We start from the raw sequence: 19,407 nt of genomic DNA, 5'->3' as shown, positions 1-19,407 counted from the left end.
AAAACAGCGGCTTCCTATTTTCACCTTTAGGCTATCGTCGGCGTAAAGAGGCTTAACTACTGAGTTCGGAATGGATTCAGGTGATCCCTCTTGCTTTAACCACTGATAAAAGTATAACACAAAAAAATAAAAGTCAAAATTTTTTTTATTTTTTTAAAGAAAAATATTCGGAACAAGTTTTCCGAATATTTTGTTATCTTAATTAGTTATCAAACATTCCTCAGAAATTAGGCATTTTAACTTCTTGAGTTTTGCCATCAAAAGTTACTTTAATAATAGCTTTATTTGGGTCAAATAAACTACTTAGTTCGACGTAAAATCCAAGTCTTTGACCTTGCTTTATGTTGCTAATACGGTGAATATTAAATTTAACTCCATTTGAATTATTTCCTACTGGTACTAATTTTTCTCCTTTTACTTTGTATTTTAAAATAGTTTTAGGAGTATCAGGGTGAGATAATTCTAAAGTTACTTCTTTACCATCTAAATTTGAATCTAAAGCGTTGTTCAATGAAACATATTTATTTCATGTTCCTCTTCTTCAAACTTCATTTTGTTGTCATTTAGTTAATTTAATTTCACCAACTTTTCTATTTTTACCAGCTACTTCAAAGTATGAACCATTTCTGTATCCAGTAAATGACATAACAATTCTAATTTTAGATGGGTCTCATCTTTTTCCTAATAGTAATTGGAAGGTAATATATCCATCATTATCATTAGCTTTATATGTACTTGTATACATACTTAAATCACTCTTATTAGAACCTAAGTTTCCAATAAGCTCAGCTTTATTACCATCAACAACATATGACACATTACCAGTTCTTTGTCCATCTTGTTGAATTGTCATATTTAAATAAAATCTTCTACCAGAATTTTCTGAGAATTTATGCGTGTTTGGAATAACTACTTGATAAAGTGATAAGTTTGGTACTAGTCCAAGTTTTTGAGAGTCTGGTAAGATTTCTAAGTATTCTTTTGTAGCTTGTAAAGTTACAAAAGGTTTTCCAGTACTTATATTAATTGGTACTGCAGATCTAGTACCTACTTTGCTTTGATCTAACCCAATAAAAGCAGGTTCACTAATAGCAGGTTTTCATTGTTTTTTAACAGCTGGTTTGTAAGTTTCAACAGATTGAGCTAATTTTAATACCTCTGCATCGCTCATGCTACTTAAATCTTTATTAGTTCTAGTAGCATGCGTACCAGCTTTTGTTTTCACAGCAACTCTTGTTTGTTCAATAGGTTTAGCAGTAGGTTTAATACTTAAAGTTCTTCCGCTAAGACCTAATTGGAATTTAAAGGTTGAAAGTTCTCAAGCATATAGACCAGAGAATTTAACTGTTAGAGTATAAGTTTTACTACTTTCATCAAATTTTCCGTTTTGCAATGATACTCTAGAAGCTATAAAACTTGAAGTAAGTTCTTCAATTTTATCTTGGTATCCTAAATACATTACATTATCACCTTCACGTAAGTTTTGATGTTCTAAAGTAAAGCTAATAAATGCATAATATGATTTTAAATCACTAACTTCACTGTCATTTAATTTAAATGAAACATTAACTAAATTATATGTTTTACCATTTTCAATAACAGTTTTATCAAAGTAAGCACTTGCCTCTGAATTTACAACTTGAGCATTAGCACTCAGTCCAATAATTGAACCAGAAGCAAATAATGGTGTTGCAATTAAAGCAAGAGCTTTCTTAAAGATTTTTTTATTCATTTAACTCCTTTTGGATAATGGTTTTTCACTATCCTTTTTAATTATACCAATATATATATAACGGTAATCTAAAAATAATTAGTAATATTTTAGTACTTTTAAGGTTTATTAAACATGTTTTTTGATTCTAGACAAAGACAAAATAAATAAAAAAGTATTCTGAAAAACAGAATACTTTTAAGGTTTTGTTTACTATTTCTTGGCCATTTTCTTTGAATATTTTTGTTTGAATCATTTGGTTTGTTTAACTTTATGCAAGGTTAAAGCTTGTCCTATTTGTCATAAACCACCAAATAATCAGTATACTTGTACCCCAGCACTAAATAGCACAGTTATTCCAGTAAAAATAAACATCATAATCCGTTGCGTTTTTTCTGATTTTTTCAAAGCTTGTTTTTCGGTTATTGTCATTGAAATATTATTTTTCTTACGGTTTAATCATTGTGGGATAAGTTGTGAAACCAATTGCACTAGTATTGCAGCAATTAGGATCCAAAGGTAAATAAAACTACCACTCATTACTTTTTGCCATGAAACAGATGAGAAGTTAATACCTAATCAGAAAGTTTCTTTTAATTCAGGTATTCCTTGGATCACCCGCCACATTGCAAGGAAAATAGGCATTGAAAGTAAAATATTTGCAAATTGATCAAGAGGATTAATATTATATTTACTATATAAAGCTTGTAATTCTTGACTCTTTTTCATCTTCATAGATTTGTTATTTTCAAATCCAATATATTTTGCTTCAATTGCAGCTTTCTTGTTTCTTAGTCCTTCTTGCACAGATTGCATCATTGTTGATCTAAATGTAAAAGCAAGCACTAATAAACGAGTGAAAATAACAGCAATTAAAATAGCTAAAATTGAAGATCAACCATCCATATCAGGCATAGCTTGTCTTAGTGATTGTACCATAACTGATAATGGATATACTAATAAACCATAAAATGGTCCATAAGTTCAAGCTTGTCCTCATGTATAAATAGGTTGTACAGCATAATCCCCACCTAGTAAAATATTAGTATAGAATTTTGCTTCATTTTTTGGAGTATTTTTATTATAAGCTAAGATGAAATCTTCAATTGAATATGAATTTTCATCATACTTATTGCTTTGAGTCATAATTGAATCAGATATTTGAGTTTTATAAGTATTTCCTGTTGTTCTTGTAGGAACAATTCCAAATTGATTTAATCATGAATAAATAACTTCATGATATGAAGTAATAATTGCATGTTCTTCTTGGGTTATTTTAAATAATTCTTCATTATTATTTTGCAATGCAGTTTGTTTGTTTTGGATTCTAGAAACTAAGAATCTATAGTAGTCATTGAAAGAATTAAAGGTTTTGTTGTATTCTTGCTGCGCAATAATGTTTAATCTTTTAAGAAGCACACTATCCTTCCCAAAAGTATATGCATAAAACATTTGTAAAACATCTCTAGCAAAGGCACGGTTTACTAGACTTCTTGTTTCGGTTTTTGCTTCAGTAATAGCTTCTAAGTCACTTTGTTTTACATAATCGATTTTTTGAAGTCCTGAAATAAACGAAACGGATAATTTTCCATTCTCATCAACATCATTAAATCTTTTTGTAACTTCAGCTCCTGAAGAGTTAGTTGACTTTTGTTCTTTTTGTTTTAGAGCAATATACTGTCTATTTTGATCTGGTAAATAGCTGAAAATTAAAATTTGATTTTCAGCTAACTTAGGATCGTGTAAATATTGGTATCTTATTTCACTTTCACTTCTAAATAAAATTTTGCCGTCTTTTTGGATAATGTTTGATTCATTATCTACTTTAGAATAACCTAAAGCAGCTAGTTTTTCATCTTTAACATTTTCAGCAGCAATACTTGTCATAAATACACTATGTTTAGCATATTCACCTTTATTAGTCGTTGTTTGTTCTTTTAGTTTACTTAATGTGGTTTTATTATCAACTAAAATGTTGACATCGTTATCTTGTTGTAAAAGATCAAAAGTTAAACTAATGTTTTTATCTTTAATAACTTCACCATTGCTATCAGTATAGTTAACATTATTAGTAATTGCTTTAGGTTTAAAGGTATTAAGTCTTGGCGCTACATCATCTTTTTGGCGATAAAACTCAATGCTATTACCTACGTTTGAAGAAGTTCTTAAAACAAATGACTGCACGCAGCCTGTTAAAGTTACAGAAAATGCAAATAAGTAAAGAAAAATTTTTGCTATTTTCCAAAATTTCTTAAGGAAATCATTTCTTTTCTTTTTTGGATCATTCTCTGAATTAGAAAAATAACTAAAATTTTGTGTTTTTTTCATAATTCCTTAATTTCTCAAAAAGCTTTTGTGTTGCTGCTTTTTTAACTAAATAAAGCGAATCACAAAACTTCTTGCGGGCAATTATTACTAAATGAAATTTAAGATTAAAAATATTTAATTCTCTTAAAATAGCTTTTAATTGCCGTTTATAAAAATTACGACCAACAGAGTCTTCAAATTTCTTAGGTATAGTAATACCTATTTGGCAATCTGGAGATTTTTGATAATAAATAATTAAAAAATCATTAGCAAGATATTGTTTTTTATTTATTATTTTTTCGAAATCTCAATTTTTGCTGAGTCGAAATTCCTTTTTCATCTTTTATAAAATATTATTTATTGTCAGAAACTGTAAGTCTTTTTCTACCTTTAGCTCTTCTTGCGGCTAATACTTTTCTACCATTAACAGACTTCATTCTAGCTCTAAAACCATGAACTTTTGCATGTTTACGTTTATTAGGTTGGTAAGTTCTTTTGCTCATTTTTCCTCCTTAAAAAATTAAATAAATGATATAAATCTATTATAAGCGTGTTTATATTATACAATAAAAGTTATTTTTCAGCTATGTAATTTTACGTTAAAATCTATACAATTTTAAACTAAAATTTTGTTTTAACAATCAAAGAAATTAAAAATAACAAACTTTTTTATGTTTGTTATTTTTAATTTTTATAAGTTTTCTTTAATTTCAGAAACTAAATGGTTAATCTCGTCTTTTTCTGATTCAACAAATTCTTGAGGTGTTAATTTTGAAATCTCTGAAACTTTTGTTCCAAAAATATCGAAATTATAAATGTTTTTAACTCCTAAGAAATTAAGTGTTCCTTTTAATCATTTAACATGATCACCTCATGGATAAGTTCCGTAGTTTGCTCCTTGGGTAGCAATAATTAAAACTTTTAATTTAGATAAAAGACCTACAGGCATTGTTGAAGTAGCTCCTTCATATGTGAAGGTTTTACCAGCAATAGTAACAGCATCAATAAAGTTTTTAAGAACTGTTGAAGGTGCAAAATTAATCATTGACATTGAAACAACTAATAAATCTGTTTCTTTTAATTCATTAATTCATTTGTCACTTTCAACATCATTTCAATATGTGTTTAAATTTGCTTCATTTAAAATTGTTTTAGCAAAAACTGTTTGGTTTAAATCAACACGCTTAACTGAATATTTGCTATCACCAAATAAACCGTGCACATAATTCATTACTGCTGTTGAGTATGATGTTTCACTTGTATTAAGTGCTCCATCTAAAAATAGTACTTTTTTCATCGTTAACTCCTTAAATTACGAATTTTTTTTAATTATACACCATTTAAAAATATAATAGAAATTTATTTTTGCCCTTATTTATAGATAAATATAGTATAATAACGAATAGAAAGTAGAAAAAATGCTAGATTTAAAATATATTTTAAAAAATCAAGATATTGTTAGAGATAGTTTAAAAAACAGGGGCTTTGACCTTGAAATCTACGAACAATTACTTATCAAGGCTCAAAACCGTGGTAATTTAATGTTCCAGGCGCAAAGTAAAAAAGCAGAGTTGACTAAATTATCAAAACTTTTCTCAGAATATAAGAGTGATTCTGAGAAATTAAATGAACTAAAAACACAAATTAATTTAATAAAACAACAAGAATCAAATCTAACTAAAGAATCAAATGAATTAAATCAAGAAATTGAAGCCTTGTTATCACATATTCCAAATCTTCCCTTAGAATCTGTTCCAATTGGCAAAGACGAAAATGATAACTTAATTTTAGAAACAAATCCTAATTTAGGTAGAGGTCTTGTTAAAGGTGTCTTGCCGCACTATGAAATAGCAAAACAATTAGATATTATTGATATTGAAAGAGCTGTTAAATTATCAGGTTCAAGATATGTTATTTACAAAAATCAAGGTGCTAAATTAGTTCGTGCCTTAATTAATTTTATGTTAGATTTACACGAAACAAAAGGTTATACTGAATTTACCACACCCGTGGTTGTAAACCAAAATATTTTATATGGAACTGGTCAATTACCTAAATTTGAAGAAGATTTATACAAATTAAATCAATTAAACCAATATTTAATTCCAACAGCTGAAGTTACTTTAACTAACATATATAATGATGAAATAGTTGATTTAACTAAAGCATTCAAAGCAACCGCTTATACTGAATGTTTCAGATCTGAAGCTGGCTCTTCAGGACGTGATACTAAAGGAATTTTAAGGCAACACCAATTTAAAAAAGTTGAACTAGTTAAAGTAACTAATTCAAAAGATGCATGAAGCGAATATAAAGAAATGGTTTTGGATGCTCAAGATGTTTTAAATAAACTAGGTATTCCTTATCGTTTAGTAAAACTTTGTACTGGTGATCTAGGTTTTTCAGCAAGAACAACTATTGATCTAGAAATATGACTTCCCTCAGAACAAAAATACCGTGAAGTTTCAAGTATCAGCTACATGGGAGATTTTCAAGCAAGAAGAGCTAAAATTCGTTTTAGAAATAATCAGGGACAAAATGAATACGCTCATACCATGAATGGCTCAGCAATGGCAATTGATCGTGTTGTTGCTGCTATCTTAGAACTTTACCAAAACCCTGATGGAACTATTTCTGTTCCTTCAGCCTTAGTTCCTTATATGAATGGAGTAACAGTAATTAAATAATGAAAAAAATCTTTGCTTATGATTTAGATGGTACATTATTAACTAAAGAAAATCTAATTCACCCTCAAACTATTGAGGGTTTAAAATTAGTAAAACAAAAAGGCCATTATAATGTTATTGCCACGGGACGTGGCCTTGCTAATATTTTGCCTTTATTTGGTAAAAACGATTTATCATCAATTGATTATATTATTTGTTCTAATGGTGCTATGATTCATAATCCTAAAACTAAAGAAAACCAAATAATTAAAGCTATTGATCCTAAAGTAATGGATGTAGTTTATAAAGTTTTCTTAGAATCAGAATCAATTTTACTACGTGTTGATACTATTTATAAAAATCAAACACTAATTCATGACAAATACCTCACTGAATGAGCTACAAAATCTCATGCTATGGGTGATAATTATTATAAACCTTCAACAAAACAAGAAGTTTGACAAAATATTAATAATCCACAAACTATCATTACGCAAATTGCTTTACGCAATGAACAAGATAAGGCTAAAGAAATCACAGATCAATTGGTAAAAGAATTAAAACCTTTTGGTTGTGAAGTATATTTAACAAATTTAATTTATTCTGACATTAATGGTGTTAATGTCTCTAAATTAAATGGGTTAAAACTTTTAGCCAAAGATTTAAATATTAATTTAAAAAATTTAGTTGCTTTTGGTGATAGTGGTAATGATGTTTCAATGCTTAAAAATGCAGGTTATAGCATTGCTATGGATAATGCTGCTGATGATGCAAAAGCTGCTGCTAAAGCAATTATTGGCAACCACAACACTGGAACAATAGGCGAATTCATACAAAGTTATTTAGAAAAAGATCTTTAAAAGTACTTTAAAGATCTTTTTATTTAATATATAATATAATTATGAATAAACCTGAAATTATTTTCATAGATTTAGACGGAACCACCTTAGATGGTCCTGGTGCTAAATTTTGAGAAAGAATGCCATCAGATTATACTATTAGAATAATTAATGAATTACAAAAGAAAATTCCTGTTGTTGTATCAACAGGAAGAGGTGTGAGTGAAAAAACTCAAAGAATAGCTACAATGCTTGGTAATAGTAGTTATATTGCTTGAAATGGTGCTAAAATAATTGAAAATGGCAATGTTGTTGCAAGTTACCATATTGAACCAAATTTAGCCCAAGAATTATTTACTGAAATAAAGAAAAATAAATGTTTTGTTGTTTACAATTCTTCCAAAGCCCATGCTTTTGTTAAAAATAATTTTTATAAATTCTGAATGGGTTTTGGCAAAGAACAAGCAAAACACTATACAGAATATAAAAATGACTTTGAAGTATTTAAAGCATTGGTTTGATCAATTTCTAAATATAAAATTAGAAAATTAGCAGATCAATGAAATGAAAAATTCAAAGGTAGATTAGTAATATCATTAAGTGGTTCTAATAATATCTTAGAAATTACTAGATCTAACGTTTCTAAAGGTGATGCAGAAGTTGCATATTGCAAATTAAAAGGTATTGATCCTCAAAAAGCTGTGCACTTTGGGGATAGTGGTAATGATGCTTCAACTAAAGGTAAAGTTGGTAGATTGATAGCTATGGCTAATTCTGTTGAAGAGTTAAAAGAAATAGCTGATGAAATTACCCCGCTTAGCTGTGCTGAATCAGGATTAGCAAAATACTTTGAAGAAAATTATTTAAAATAATATATAAATTTTGGTTGTTCTATATCTTAGAACAACCTATTTATTATATTTTTTATTAAATAGGTAAAATTATGAATAAAATAGAAAAGCTTATTAATGAGTTATGTCCTGGCGGTGTTGAGTATAAACCCTTATGAGAAATAACAACATGAAACAAAAAGTTTCAAGAAGTTGATCCAAGTAAACAAGAAAAAATCATTAAATATAAAAAATACTTTAGTGCTAAAGAACTTAAAGATTTAACTTCTCAAGATGGAACAATCAAAATTTTAACTACGAATAAAACTAACATATTTGCTAACGAAGCAAAAGTTGACAAATATGTTGATCAAGGAGAAGTTATTTACCTTCCTACTGGTGGTAATGCATTAGTGCAATATTATAAAGGTAAATTTATTACTGGAGGAAATGTTATTGCTATTGCTAAAGATAATAATGAACTAAACATAAAATATTTATTTTATGTTTTAAATAATAAATTAGATCTAATAGCATCATATTACAGAGGTGCAGGCATTCAACATCCTTATATGCCTGATATCTTAGAAATACTTATCCCAATCCCACCCCGCGCGATCCAAGACGAAATTGTCAAAATTCTTGACAATTTCACAGAGCTTACAACAGAGCTTACAACAGAGCTTACAACAGAGCTTACAACAGAGCTTACAACAGAGCTTACAACAGAGCTTACAACAGAGCTTACAACAGAGCTTACAACAGAGCTTACAACAGAGCTTACAACAGAGCTTAAGGACAGAATTAAACAATATGAATATTATAGGGATAAACTTTTATCTTTTGATGATTCAAAAGTTAAGGTTGAGTATAAACCACTAAAAGAATTATGTTCAATAACAACTGGTAAATTGAATGCTAAAGATGCAGTTGATGGAGGAATATATCCATTTTTTACTTGTCATGCAAAACCATATTCTATTAATGAATATGCTTTTGATACTGAGGCCATCTTGCTTTCTGGTAATGGTAATATAGGACACACAAATTATTATAATGGTAAATTTAATGCATATCAAAGGACTTATGTTTTACATAATTTTATTGAAGTAAATCCTAAATTTTTATTGCATTACATAAATAATTCCTTTAAATATTATATTAGCCAAAAATCACTAAATGGAGTAATATCATATATTACACTTCCAATTTTACAAGAATTCAGTGTACCCATCCCACCCCTTCCAGTGCAAAACCGAATTGCGGAAGTTTTAGACAATTTTGAAAAGATATGTAAAGATCTCAAAATTGGACTTCCTTCTGAAATACAATTAAGACAAAAACAATATGAATATTATCGCAATCTCTTATTATCATTTAATATAGATGATATTAAGAGAGAGAGAGAGAGAGAGAGACGATAATTCTGGATTAAATAAATTACTTGAATATGTCTTTGGTTTGGATTTAATGAGTTATGGGTATGGGGTTAAATATAAGAAACTTGGAGAATTAATTAATAATTTGCCTAAAGCTACATTAAAAACTACTGATTTAATACCAAATGGAAAATACCCTGTTATAAACTCTGGTACATCTATTTATGGATATTATTACAAATTTAATAACAACGGTGATGCAATAACAATTGCTTCAAGAGGTGAAAATGCTAGTTTTGTGCAATATATGGATCAAGACTTTTGGGCTGGTGGATTATGCTACGCTTTAAGAAGCAAGGATGATAATGAAATATTAACTAAATTTCTATATTATTACCTAAAAAATACTCAACAAAAAATTAGAGAAACATTGGTAAGTGAAGGAAGTATACCAGCACTAAATAAAAAGGATTTAGAGGATATTATTATCCCTATCCCACCTCTATCACTCCAAAACCAAATAGTTGCGATCTTAGACAATTTTTCAACCTACACAAACAACCTAACTCAAGGTTTGCCGGCTGAAATAAACCTTCGGCAAAAACAATATGAATATTATCGAAACAAACTTTTAAGTTTTAATAAGGTAAGTTAAAACAAACATCCACATTATGGATGTTTGTTTTCTATTTTCATTACTTTTCCCAGTTAATTTCCATTGGGTGTTTTGGACTAGGATTCAATCTTAAATTCTTTATCTTTCCATCTTTAACTGTAATGATTTTGGAAGCTATTTTATCAATCATTGGATTATGGGTAACCATTACAATGGTTGTTCCATATTTTTTATTAATGTCGTATAAATAACTAAGTACTAGTTGGGTTGTTTTTTCATCTAAAGCTGCCGTTGGTTCATCAGCAAAGATAATTGGTGAATTTTTAGCTAAAGCCCTTAGAATTGAAATTCTTTGTTGCTGACCTCCCGACATTTGTGAAGGAAATTTGTATTTTACATCATCCATATCAAATTCGGTGAATAAATCATCAATATTAATTTTCTTCTCATGATTCTTTTGCAAATATCCGCCAGTTTGGACATTATCAAAACCCGAAAGGTTTTGCAATAAGTTGTAGTTTTGGAAGATAAAACTAACATTTTCTCTTCTAAATAAAGTTAGTTTTAAATCACTTAAATAAGGTAAGTTTGTATCACAAACTACTACGTTTCCTTTAGAAGGACGATCTAATGCTGAAATTAAATTTAGTAATGTGCTTTTTCCTCCGCCAGATTTACCATAGATCATGACAAATTCACCTTTATTTATAGTTAAAGATATATTTTTTAAAACCCTAGTAACAACATTACCTGATAAATAATATTTACTTACGTCTTGTACTTCTATAATAGCATTTTCGCTATTTTTTAAATCTTTTGCTTCATCACTAGGGCGCTTTACTTTTGCTGCTTTAGCTAGTTTCCTTGCAATATATCTATCAACAATAATTCTTCGGTCACCTTCATTTGAATCAAGTATTTCAAAAACATTTTTAGTAGTAATTTTTAAATTACTTTCTTTAGATAATATTGCATCTGAAGAAGCAATATTATCTTCGTTGTTTTCTTGTTTGTTTTTTTTAAAAATATTAAATTTAGACATCTTACTTCTCCTTTAGTAAATCAATAGCTTTAATTTTATTCAAATTAATTCATGATAATGCAGAAGTTAGAATAAATACCCCAAAGACAACAATAACAGTTGAAAGTACATTTAACCATGAAATTGTTAAAGGTATTGATAAACTTGCACTACTTGCTAAAAATCCTGTAAATATTGCTATAAAACCATAAGCAATTGGAAAGGACAATAATAAAGAAATAATGATAAATGGAATATAGATTCCAAAAAACATTTTTAATTTTTCTTTATTTGAGTATCCTAAGATACTTCAAATAGCAATATTTCGTTCATTTTCTCCTATTAAAATAGTTGAAACAATTATCAAAATAATAATTGAAATAACAAAAGCAAATGAAGAAATAATTGTTACAATGATTTGCACAGTTTTACCTATTGATAAAGTGAAACCTACTTCTATAGTTTTAGATTCAACTGAATAAGCATTAGGTATTGCTAATTGCTCATTAAATAATTTAGCAAATTCTTTAATGTGTAAATCTGGTGATTCTTTTGCTTCATTATAAATTTCAAGGATACTATCTCTTAAAGGATCATAGCTTGGTTTTAAAAATTTAGCAATATCTTGATTTGAAGCACCAAGTTGTTTCATAACTCCTTCAACTTGCAAGTTGTTGTTAACTTCAAAATTACCAAATAAAGCATCAAAGAAATATTTCTTTTCTCTAATTGAAGTGTTATCGATGTTAAAGCTTTCAACTGCTCCAAAAAATCCTGAAGGTGAATAAAGACCAGTTGATAACATTAATTGAATTGGAAATTCATCAGTTGATAAAATTCCATTAAATTTATAATGATGTTCATTAAACCCTTCAGGTAGATTATCTTTAGTTTTTTCTAGCTTTGCTTTATATAACTCGTCAAATCCGATGATTTGATCAGCTGCTGCTTTGGGAATAATAAATTCATTATTAATAAATGTTGGGTTAATATCATAGACATAGAATTGGTATGTTTTCTTTAAATCATTAACTGTATCTTCTAAGGAAGATTTACCTAGTTTTTCTTCGATATTTTTCGTTAAACGATTAACTTTGTTTTTAAAACTAAGTTTAATCACACTTCCTTTTTCTAAATTAAATTTTTGTTTTGTGACATTGTTAATAATTAGAGGAATTTGTTTATTAATATTTGAACCAGAAGATCTAAAGGCGTTATCAATTGCTGTTAGTAAGTTTTTACCACTAGCAGTTTTTACATGAATTTGTTTTGAATTACTTTGGTAGCCATAAAGTTTAATATCTTCTTTATTGTAATTTGATTCTAAATAAGTATATGTTTCATTAGTTGATTTGTTAAATACAAGTCCATTAAATGAGACATAATAATCTCTAACAGATGTATTAGCTTCCATTCATTTATACCCTTTAACTAAAAATTCACGGTATTGGTCTCTATAAGAATTGGTTGTAATTACTTTGTGTTCTCAATTACCTTCTTGTTCATTATAAACAACATATCAGAATTTACCATTAATAATTTTTTCTTTATTTGGAATATATTGGAAAAAGGCTCTAACACCATTTTTATAGGTTTGATTAATATCAATAGTATTTGAATCAACTTCAACACCATTTTTAGTTATTTTTGTAAATGCAACACCTTGCTGATGTTTAGTTAAAGCAAATCCTACATTATCTCTTAGTTGCATGATCCTTGATTTTTGACTATCTGGAAGAGAGTTATAAATAATTTCAAAAGGGTCAATTGAAACACTAGAGTCAATTTTTAAGTTAACTGAAAATTGTGTTATAACATGAGGATGAAAGTCTGTTGGATTTCCATTTTTAGGTAAATTAGTTTTAGGATCATTTAAATTAACTACTGATGAAGCACCAGGTTTAAAGTAATCAGGTTGATACTGGTTTAATTCTCTAATATCACCAATTGGAACATATAAAGTTTTATCTAAATCTTCACTTGTAAATGGATTGTATAATCCTCCTTCTTTAGTAGGAGTAGCTAAATCTAATTTATAATTAAATTTTCTGTTTTCATAAGTTTGATTAATTGCTTTTTCAAATGTACCAAAGGTACTAAATCCAATAATAGCAGTAATACTTGCTAAAATAACAGAAATAGCAAATGAGAATAGTTTTCAAAAACTATTATAAATTAATGAAATACCAAATTTAGTGGTAATTCTTTGTTTTTCGGTTTTTAACATCAGTTTATTATACAATTCACCAATATTAACTTCAGTAATCCCTGACATTAAGTCAATTGATTTATATCTTAATGATCTAAGTGCAATAAAAATAATTAAAATTGCCATTCCTAAGAGTGGTAAGACTAAACTTATTACTAATGAAAGCGGTTCAAAAGTTAAAGTTTGAATTGGAATAACTCAATAATTAGATAAAATTACTAACCCATAACCTGAAAGTACAAATCCAGAAATATATCCAAACAATCCACCAACAATAATAGTAAAAAATGAAAAAATCGAAAGAGATAAAGCAATTTGAAGAGGTGTATAACCTTGAGCAATTAAAATACCAATAACTTTATTTTTATTAGATATATATCTTTTAATTATAAAAGTAATAGATATTGTGATTAAAATAACTAAGGTAGTTAAAATAAAATTCGAGGTTGTTGAAACAGAGTTAATTAATTTCTTAATGGTATTAACTCTTAAACTACGTTCAGGGTTAATACCATCTAATTCAGAAGTTAAAAATGTTCTTTGTAAGTTTGTAACATCCGTTATTTGAGTTTGTACATAAGCTTCAATTTCTGCTTTTAATTCTCTTAAACTTTGGTTATTTAACTTTTTGTTTTCTTTAACTGTTAAATATTCTTTAACAACTGTTCCTCTATATGATTGTCTAATTCTGTCAAATCCTGTATTGTTAACATAAACAATAGCTTGATCTTTAGTATTAACTTGTAAGTTATTTTCATCTAAAACGGGATAAAAATAATCATAAGTCATATCTTCACCAATAATAATATATTTAGATCCATTAATATTAAGTAAATATTTCTCGTCTAAAGAATTTAATAACAAAGTTGCTTGAATTGGGTCATCAGGTACAACTCCAGTATATATCTCTTTTTTATTTTGAGTTAGAAATGCATAATTAACTTTAGCAACATATGATGAAGATTTATTAAATATTAAAACATTATTAACTGGAGTTAACCCAGTAATAGAATTAATTGAAGCAAATAAAATATCTGCTAAATTCATTCCAAAGAAAGTATATCTTTCAGGAGACTCTTTAACTAAATCAGCAAGCTTGGTAAATATATTATCATCAATTGCGATTTTAAAACTAAAGTCATTTTCTAAGTAGGGAGATTCTTTGCCAGAATCATCAAATCTACTTAAAAAATTCATAAAATTACCTTTATTACGAATTAAGGTTTCGAAGTTAAATAATTTATTATGTATAAAAGATGCGATATTAGAATATGCTTCTTCATCTTGTTTTTTACTATGAGTGTCAGTAAAAGTTCAAACAATTAGTTGTGGAAACATATTTCTTAAAACATTATTTAAAATTGCATCCGAAATACCTAAGAAATCAAGTGAAAAACTTGAATAATCTGAGTTAAATAATTTTGTTAAAGTTTTTAGATTGTTTCTAAAAGCATGATTTTTTAAATGTGAATTAATCAAAATACTAAGATACGAACTAAAGGCATTAGTATGACTAAATGTTTCTCCTGATTCAACTAAAAAGTCTTTATTTGCTGCTGCTATATAAGAAAAACTCTGAGTTATTTGATAACTATAGGATTCTAAAAAATTAGCAAATTCAGGATATTTAACAACTAAGTTTTTTAAATATTTGTTTTGATAAATTCCAACTTGGTTTTTAGCAAAAAATAAATCTCTCATAGCCGCTGGATTAGCTAAGGATCTAGTTACTCCAAAGCCAGTTTCTTCATAACCAGCTATATTTAATGAAGCAGGTTGGAATAAATCAAATGAATTAAATGAATTAATAATTTCTTGCTTATTAGCTATTTCTAATAATTCATTAGCAAAGGCTAAAGCTTTATTATAATCTTTGTTTTGGTTAAATATTTCAAGCCAAATTTTAATAATTGGGTAAATATCTTTTAAATAACTAAATTCAGTATATGTACTTCCTGTTAATTTTGATAAAAGGCGGTTTAAAACTATATTTAAAAAACTTGAATTCGGTTGTGGTTGTAACTTAATAAATCAATTATTTAAACTTGCAAAAGATCTATGAATTGTATCAATGCTTCCAGCATTTTTTAAATCAAAGGATTCTATAATAATTTTTCACTCATTTAATTTAGTTAAAATCTTACTTTTATCTCTTTCAAGATTATTAACATCACTAATTTCAAAATATTCTTTTAGGAAATTAGGATTTAAATTTTCAAATATTGCCTTGGTTAATTTACCATTATTTGCATCTATATCTTGAATAATCTTTTTAACTCTTTGCAAGGTATTTAGTCTTTGTTCACTTGTTTGACTTACTTCAGTATACCCTGATTTAGGACTAACAAGTAATAATTGAATTAAATCAAAGAAATCTAACTTATCAGGATCGGAATCAGGTATGGTTAAATATTTACCTTGAGCAATTTGAATATTAGATCCTTTAGAAGATAAATTAAGCATTTTTATTAATTCATCTTTAACGCGTTTATTTGATCCAGGAGTATTGAAAAAAGCTTTAAATAATGCATAAATAATTTTTTTAGAATCAAGTTTAGTTAATAAAACATCTTTACGGATATTAACATGTGATTCTAATAATTTATTATATTCTTGCGAATCAGTTGAAAAAGTTTCTACCTCAACTTCTTCTTTAAGTGTTTCCAAGAAAATATCATAATCAAAATTTCTGATGAAAAATTTAATTCCATCAATTAAATTTTTATATTTATTCTTTGAATCATTTTTGTAACCATTAATTTGTGGAATTAATTCTTTAACTCCAAAAGGAAGTAATTTTAAAATGCCTTTTAAAGGGTTATTTGCATCTTTTCAATTAGTTAAATGATCAATATGAATATTATCTAATAATCTTAATAATGAATCTCTAAGAATTGGATATTCTATCCCATTGACAATTGCCATAAAAATATCGTAACTACTTAAAGATCTTCTATAATTTTTGCCGTTAATAACCGTTTCTTTACCATAATCATTGTTAAAGAAATCATTTGTATAACCAAAAATCTTTTTGAAGTTAAAAGCAGAAATTATATCTCTAATAATGATTAAAAATTCATCTAGGTCTTTTGAAACTTTTAATAATGAACTAATAACTTCATAATCAATAATCTTGTTGCCCATCAATAATGAAACAAAAGCAAATAAGTTATCAATATTTTGAGCCAAATATTGATTCTTTGCTTCTTGTGTTGGGTAATTAACTAATAAAGCTAAGATCTTGTTAAAAACACTAACAAGGATTGATTTAATGTAATCACCTGAAGGGTGGTTTGAAACTTCATAAAGTCCATCTAAAATAATTTTAGGTAATACAGCATAATTAATTGATCCACTTGAAAATGTTGCTGCAAAATTATTTTTATCAAAAGTTTTCTTTAAAGAACTTATTAAAACAAGTAATTGTTCTTCGTTTAAAAAACCTTTTTTGTATAAATCAGTGTTAATAATGCTTTTTCATAATCTGTTAATACCAAGATCTAAACTATTTTCATTTAGTGCTTGGTTAACTACTTCTACATCGGGTCCTCTAAAAACAAATGGAACGTATACAGTATGACTAAAATCAGGTGTTTCTCGCACATATTTATTTTTCGGCAAATATGCTTTTAAAGTTAATTTATTAGTTGTTAATCAGTTGCTCAATTGACTATTTAAAATAATTCCATTTGGATTAGAATTTAGTTTTACATTTTTTCAAAGAACTATCTCTTTAACTTCATTATATACAGGTGCAACTACGACAAATTCTGCTTCACCTTTAATCATAATCCCTAAATTGGCAAAAATGTTGTATTCACTTGCATCTAAGGTACGATCATTCTTGTAATGGGCTAAACGATAAATTTTAACTCTCTTAAATTGTGTAACAGTTCCTGTTTCTGAATCAGTGTATTCAATTCTGTCGTAATCAAAATCAGTTTTAATATATTCTTCATGAGGTAAGATATTATATGAAGATTGTAAAAGCAACATTGCAGCAACATAAGGATCTATTTCATGAGTTGTAAAATAGTCATTTAAATCATCTTCTTGCTTATTTAATGAAGGATATAATCCTTCATTCATTAATTTATTAATATTGTTTTCAATTCCATAAATTGAATTATTTTGATCACCAGTATTAACAAAGTGGTAAACTTTTTTACCTTCACCATTATTAAATGAATCAATCGTAATTGTTTGACGAATTCCAATGTTATTTTTAGAAACTTTATTAGCAATATATTGGTAAATGTTTTGTTTAGTTATTTTTAGTGCTCCGGCTCTAATTTTAATTAAAGTATCATTTGCAATATTTTTATTTGTTAAATTTAGATAAATTTTACTATCTAAATTTTGATAACCTTCAATTTGAATTATTTTTTTATAACCATCATAGTAAAAATTGTTGTAATTAATACCTGAAGGCTGTAAAGTAGCTTCAGCTATTTTTAACTCGGTATTTTGAACTTCTTCAAAAGATAACAAATTCTTTTCTTCACTGCGTTCACTAACATTACCTAAAATAGAATTATTACCTTCTAAAACATATGGGCGGTATTCATTAATAATATTTTTTTCTCAAAATGAGAATTTAGCATATTCTTCTGGAATTTGTCCGTGAACATTGATAAGATTCTCCATGAAACTTTTGTATGTTCCACTTCATTTATTTTGGTTATCCCCAACATAAGTTGTTTCATATAACTTACGTTCAAAATATGTTGTTTTAGTTTTTAAATAAGCTCATTCTATAGGAATGGTATATGAAGCATTCGCTTGGAAAGTTATTTTTCCTGAGCTAGTTACTTCCTTATCTTCAGCACCAAATAAATCATTATATGTTAATGAATCATTAAGTTGCTTTACACTTAAACTACTAATATCTTCATTTTCATTATAATTAATTAATTTAGATGAAATATTTCTATTTACTTTGTAAACAAAGTTTTTATTTTCAATATTTGTTAAACCAAGGATTTTAGCAAGTTCTAATCCTGTGATTTTTAACACACCTTTATCATTTTCTCATTCTTTACCTTGCAATAAATCAAAAGTCATTAAATTATTGTATGGGTTGATAAATAAAGTACTTAGTTGTGATATATATACTTCGTTTGATTCTGTATTAGTAATATATCCTATATCTTTTAAAGTGTATTTTTTATCAAATCAAAAAATTTTATTTTTATCAATTAAGGTTTTAGTTTTTTCTTTAGTAAAAATATTTGCATCTTTAATATACGTTGGTAACGATATATTTCTTTTTAATTTAAAATATTTTTGATTTTTAGAAAAATCTAATGTTAATAATTCTCCTTGTCCAGCATCATTATAAGAAGTATTATATAAATCTAAAAAATCAGAACGAGATATATATCTATTTTTATATTCTTCTTTATCAATAAAATAATTTAATGGTAAGTAATTTTCAGTTATTTTATTGAAATTTAAAATATTACTTGATTCTAAATAATTTTGAGTTAAATATCTAAGTGGTTGGTTATATCCTTCATGTCCATCATCATTACTCAAACCATTTATAAAATATCCATTATTATAAGTATTACCATTAATTGGTAAATTTAAATCTACAGTTAAATCATGTCCTTTAGATTGTTGTTGATATCTAAAAAATTGGTTTTGCATTGTTTTTGAAGTACCGTGCAAAAATGTAAAGATTCCTGAAGTAAGAAAAATTAAAAGTGTTAAGCCACCTACTGTTACTTTATTTTTAAATAATGACCTTCATACTTCTTTGAATAAGTTTCACATAAAAACCTCCTTATAAATTAGATATATAAATTAAGTTATATTATATAATAA

The 19,407-nt window shown here is 27.0% G+C and carries 12 protein-coding genes and 1 rRNA gene; 5 read left to right on the top strand and 8 right to left on the bottom strand.

What is annotated here, in order from left to right; all coding sequences use genetic code 4:
- Position 1 precedes the first annotated feature (1 nt).
- From rrf to EXC44_RS02425, 6 genes are all read right to left on the bottom strand, one after another.
- Positions 2 to 107 (bottom strand): 5S ribosomal RNA (gene rrf, locus EXC44_RS02450).
- A gap of 95 nt (positions 108 to 202) precedes the next feature.
- Complete coding sequence (locus EXC44_RS02445) at positions 203 to 1,732, bottom strand: hypothetical protein (protein WP_129621659.1); 1,530 nt, start codon at positions 1,730 to 1,732, stop codon at positions 203 to 205.
- A gap of 192 nt (positions 1,733 to 1,924) precedes the next feature.
- Positions 1,925 to 4,039: a membrane protein insertase YidC gene (gene yidC / locus EXC44_RS02440; protein ID WP_129621657.1), complete on the bottom strand. Its 2,115-nt coding sequence runs from the start codon at positions 4,037 to 4,039 to the stop codon at positions 1,925 to 1,927.
- On the bottom strand, positions 4,017 to 4,358 hold the full coding sequence (rnpA, locus tag EXC44_RS02435; protein ID WP_120160732.1) for a ribonuclease P protein component: 342 nt from the start codon (positions 4,356 to 4,358) through the stop codon (positions 4,017 to 4,019). The genes yidC and rnpA overlap by 23 nt, the downstream gene beginning before the upstream one ends.
- A 13-nt stretch (positions 4,359 to 4,371) precedes the next feature.
- Complete coding sequence (gene rpmH / locus EXC44_RS02430; RefSeq protein WP_099309664.1) at positions 4,372 to 4,521, bottom strand: 50S ribosomal protein L34; 150 nt, start codon at positions 4,519 to 4,521, stop codon at positions 4,372 to 4,374.
- A gap of 188 nt (positions 4,522 to 4,709) precedes the next feature.
- Positions 4,710 to 5,315, bottom strand: a complete 606-nt coding sequence (locus tag EXC44_RS02425) for an FMN-dependent NADH-azoreductase (protein WP_129621655.1) — start codon at positions 5,313 to 5,315, stop codon at positions 4,710 to 4,712.
- Positions 5,316 to 5,436: 121 nt separating this feature from the next.
- Between EXC44_RS02425 and serS the strand changes: the two genes are divergently transcribed.
- The 5 genes from serS (at position 5,437) to EXC44_RS02400 (ending at position 10,387) form a co-directional block, all read left to right on the top strand.
- Positions 5,437 to 6,705, top strand: a complete 1,269-nt coding sequence (gene serS, locus EXC44_RS02420; protein WP_129621653.1) for a serine--tRNA ligase — start codon at positions 5,437 to 5,439, stop codon at positions 6,703 to 6,705.
- Positions 6,705 to 7,544 (top strand): Cof-type HAD-IIB family hydrolase, encoded by an 840-nt coding sequence (locus EXC44_RS02415; RefSeq protein ID WP_129621651.1) that lies wholly within the window; start codon positions 6,705 to 6,707, stop codon positions 7,542 to 7,544. Before serS ends, EXC44_RS02415 begins: the two co-directional genes overlap by 1 nt.
- Before the next feature lie 41 nt (positions 7,545 to 7,585).
- Complete coding sequence (locus tag EXC44_RS02410; protein ID WP_129621649.1) at positions 7,586 to 8,395, top strand: HAD-IIB family hydrolase; 810 nt, start codon at positions 7,586 to 7,588, stop codon at positions 8,393 to 8,395.
- A gap of 71 nt (positions 8,396 to 8,466) precedes the next feature.
- Complete coding sequence (locus tag EXC44_RS02405; RefSeq protein WP_129621647.1) at positions 8,467 to 9,777, top strand: restriction endonuclease subunit S; 1,311 nt, start codon at positions 8,467 to 8,469, stop codon at positions 9,775 to 9,777.
- Positions 9,740 to 10,387: a restriction endonuclease subunit S gene (locus tag EXC44_RS02400; protein WP_197723766.1), complete on the top strand. Its 648-nt coding sequence runs from the start codon at positions 9,740 to 9,742 to the stop codon at positions 10,385 to 10,387. Before EXC44_RS02405 ends, EXC44_RS02400 begins: the two co-directional genes overlap by 38 nt.
- Positions 10,388 to 10,427: 40 nt before the next feature.
- On the opposite strand, the gene EXC44_RS02395 is transcribed toward EXC44_RS02400, so the two are convergent.
- Positions 10,428 to 11,390, bottom strand: coding sequence for an ABC transporter ATP-binding protein (locus EXC44_RS02395; RefSeq protein WP_120160718.1), 963 nt, complete (start codon positions 11,388 to 11,390; stop codon positions 10,428 to 10,430).
- 1 nt (position 11,391) lies between these two features.
- The gene (locus EXC44_RS02390; RefSeq protein ID WP_129621645.1) at positions 11,392 to 19,356 is read right to left on the bottom strand and encodes an ABC transporter permease; all 7,965 of its coding nucleotides are present in this window, start codon (positions 19,354 to 19,356) and stop codon (positions 11,392 to 11,394) included.
- Between the last annotated feature and the right edge of the window lie 51 nt (positions 19,357 to 19,407).

The organism is Mycoplasmopsis bovirhinis, assembly GCF_900660515.1.
Lineage (GTDB): Bacteria > Bacillota_I > Bacilli_A > Mycoplasmatales > Metamycoplasmataceae > Mycoplasmopsis > Mycoplasmopsis bovirhinis.
The sequence above is the reverse complement of the archived record's forward strand: the minus strand, read 5'-3'. Positions and strand labels throughout refer to the sequence as shown.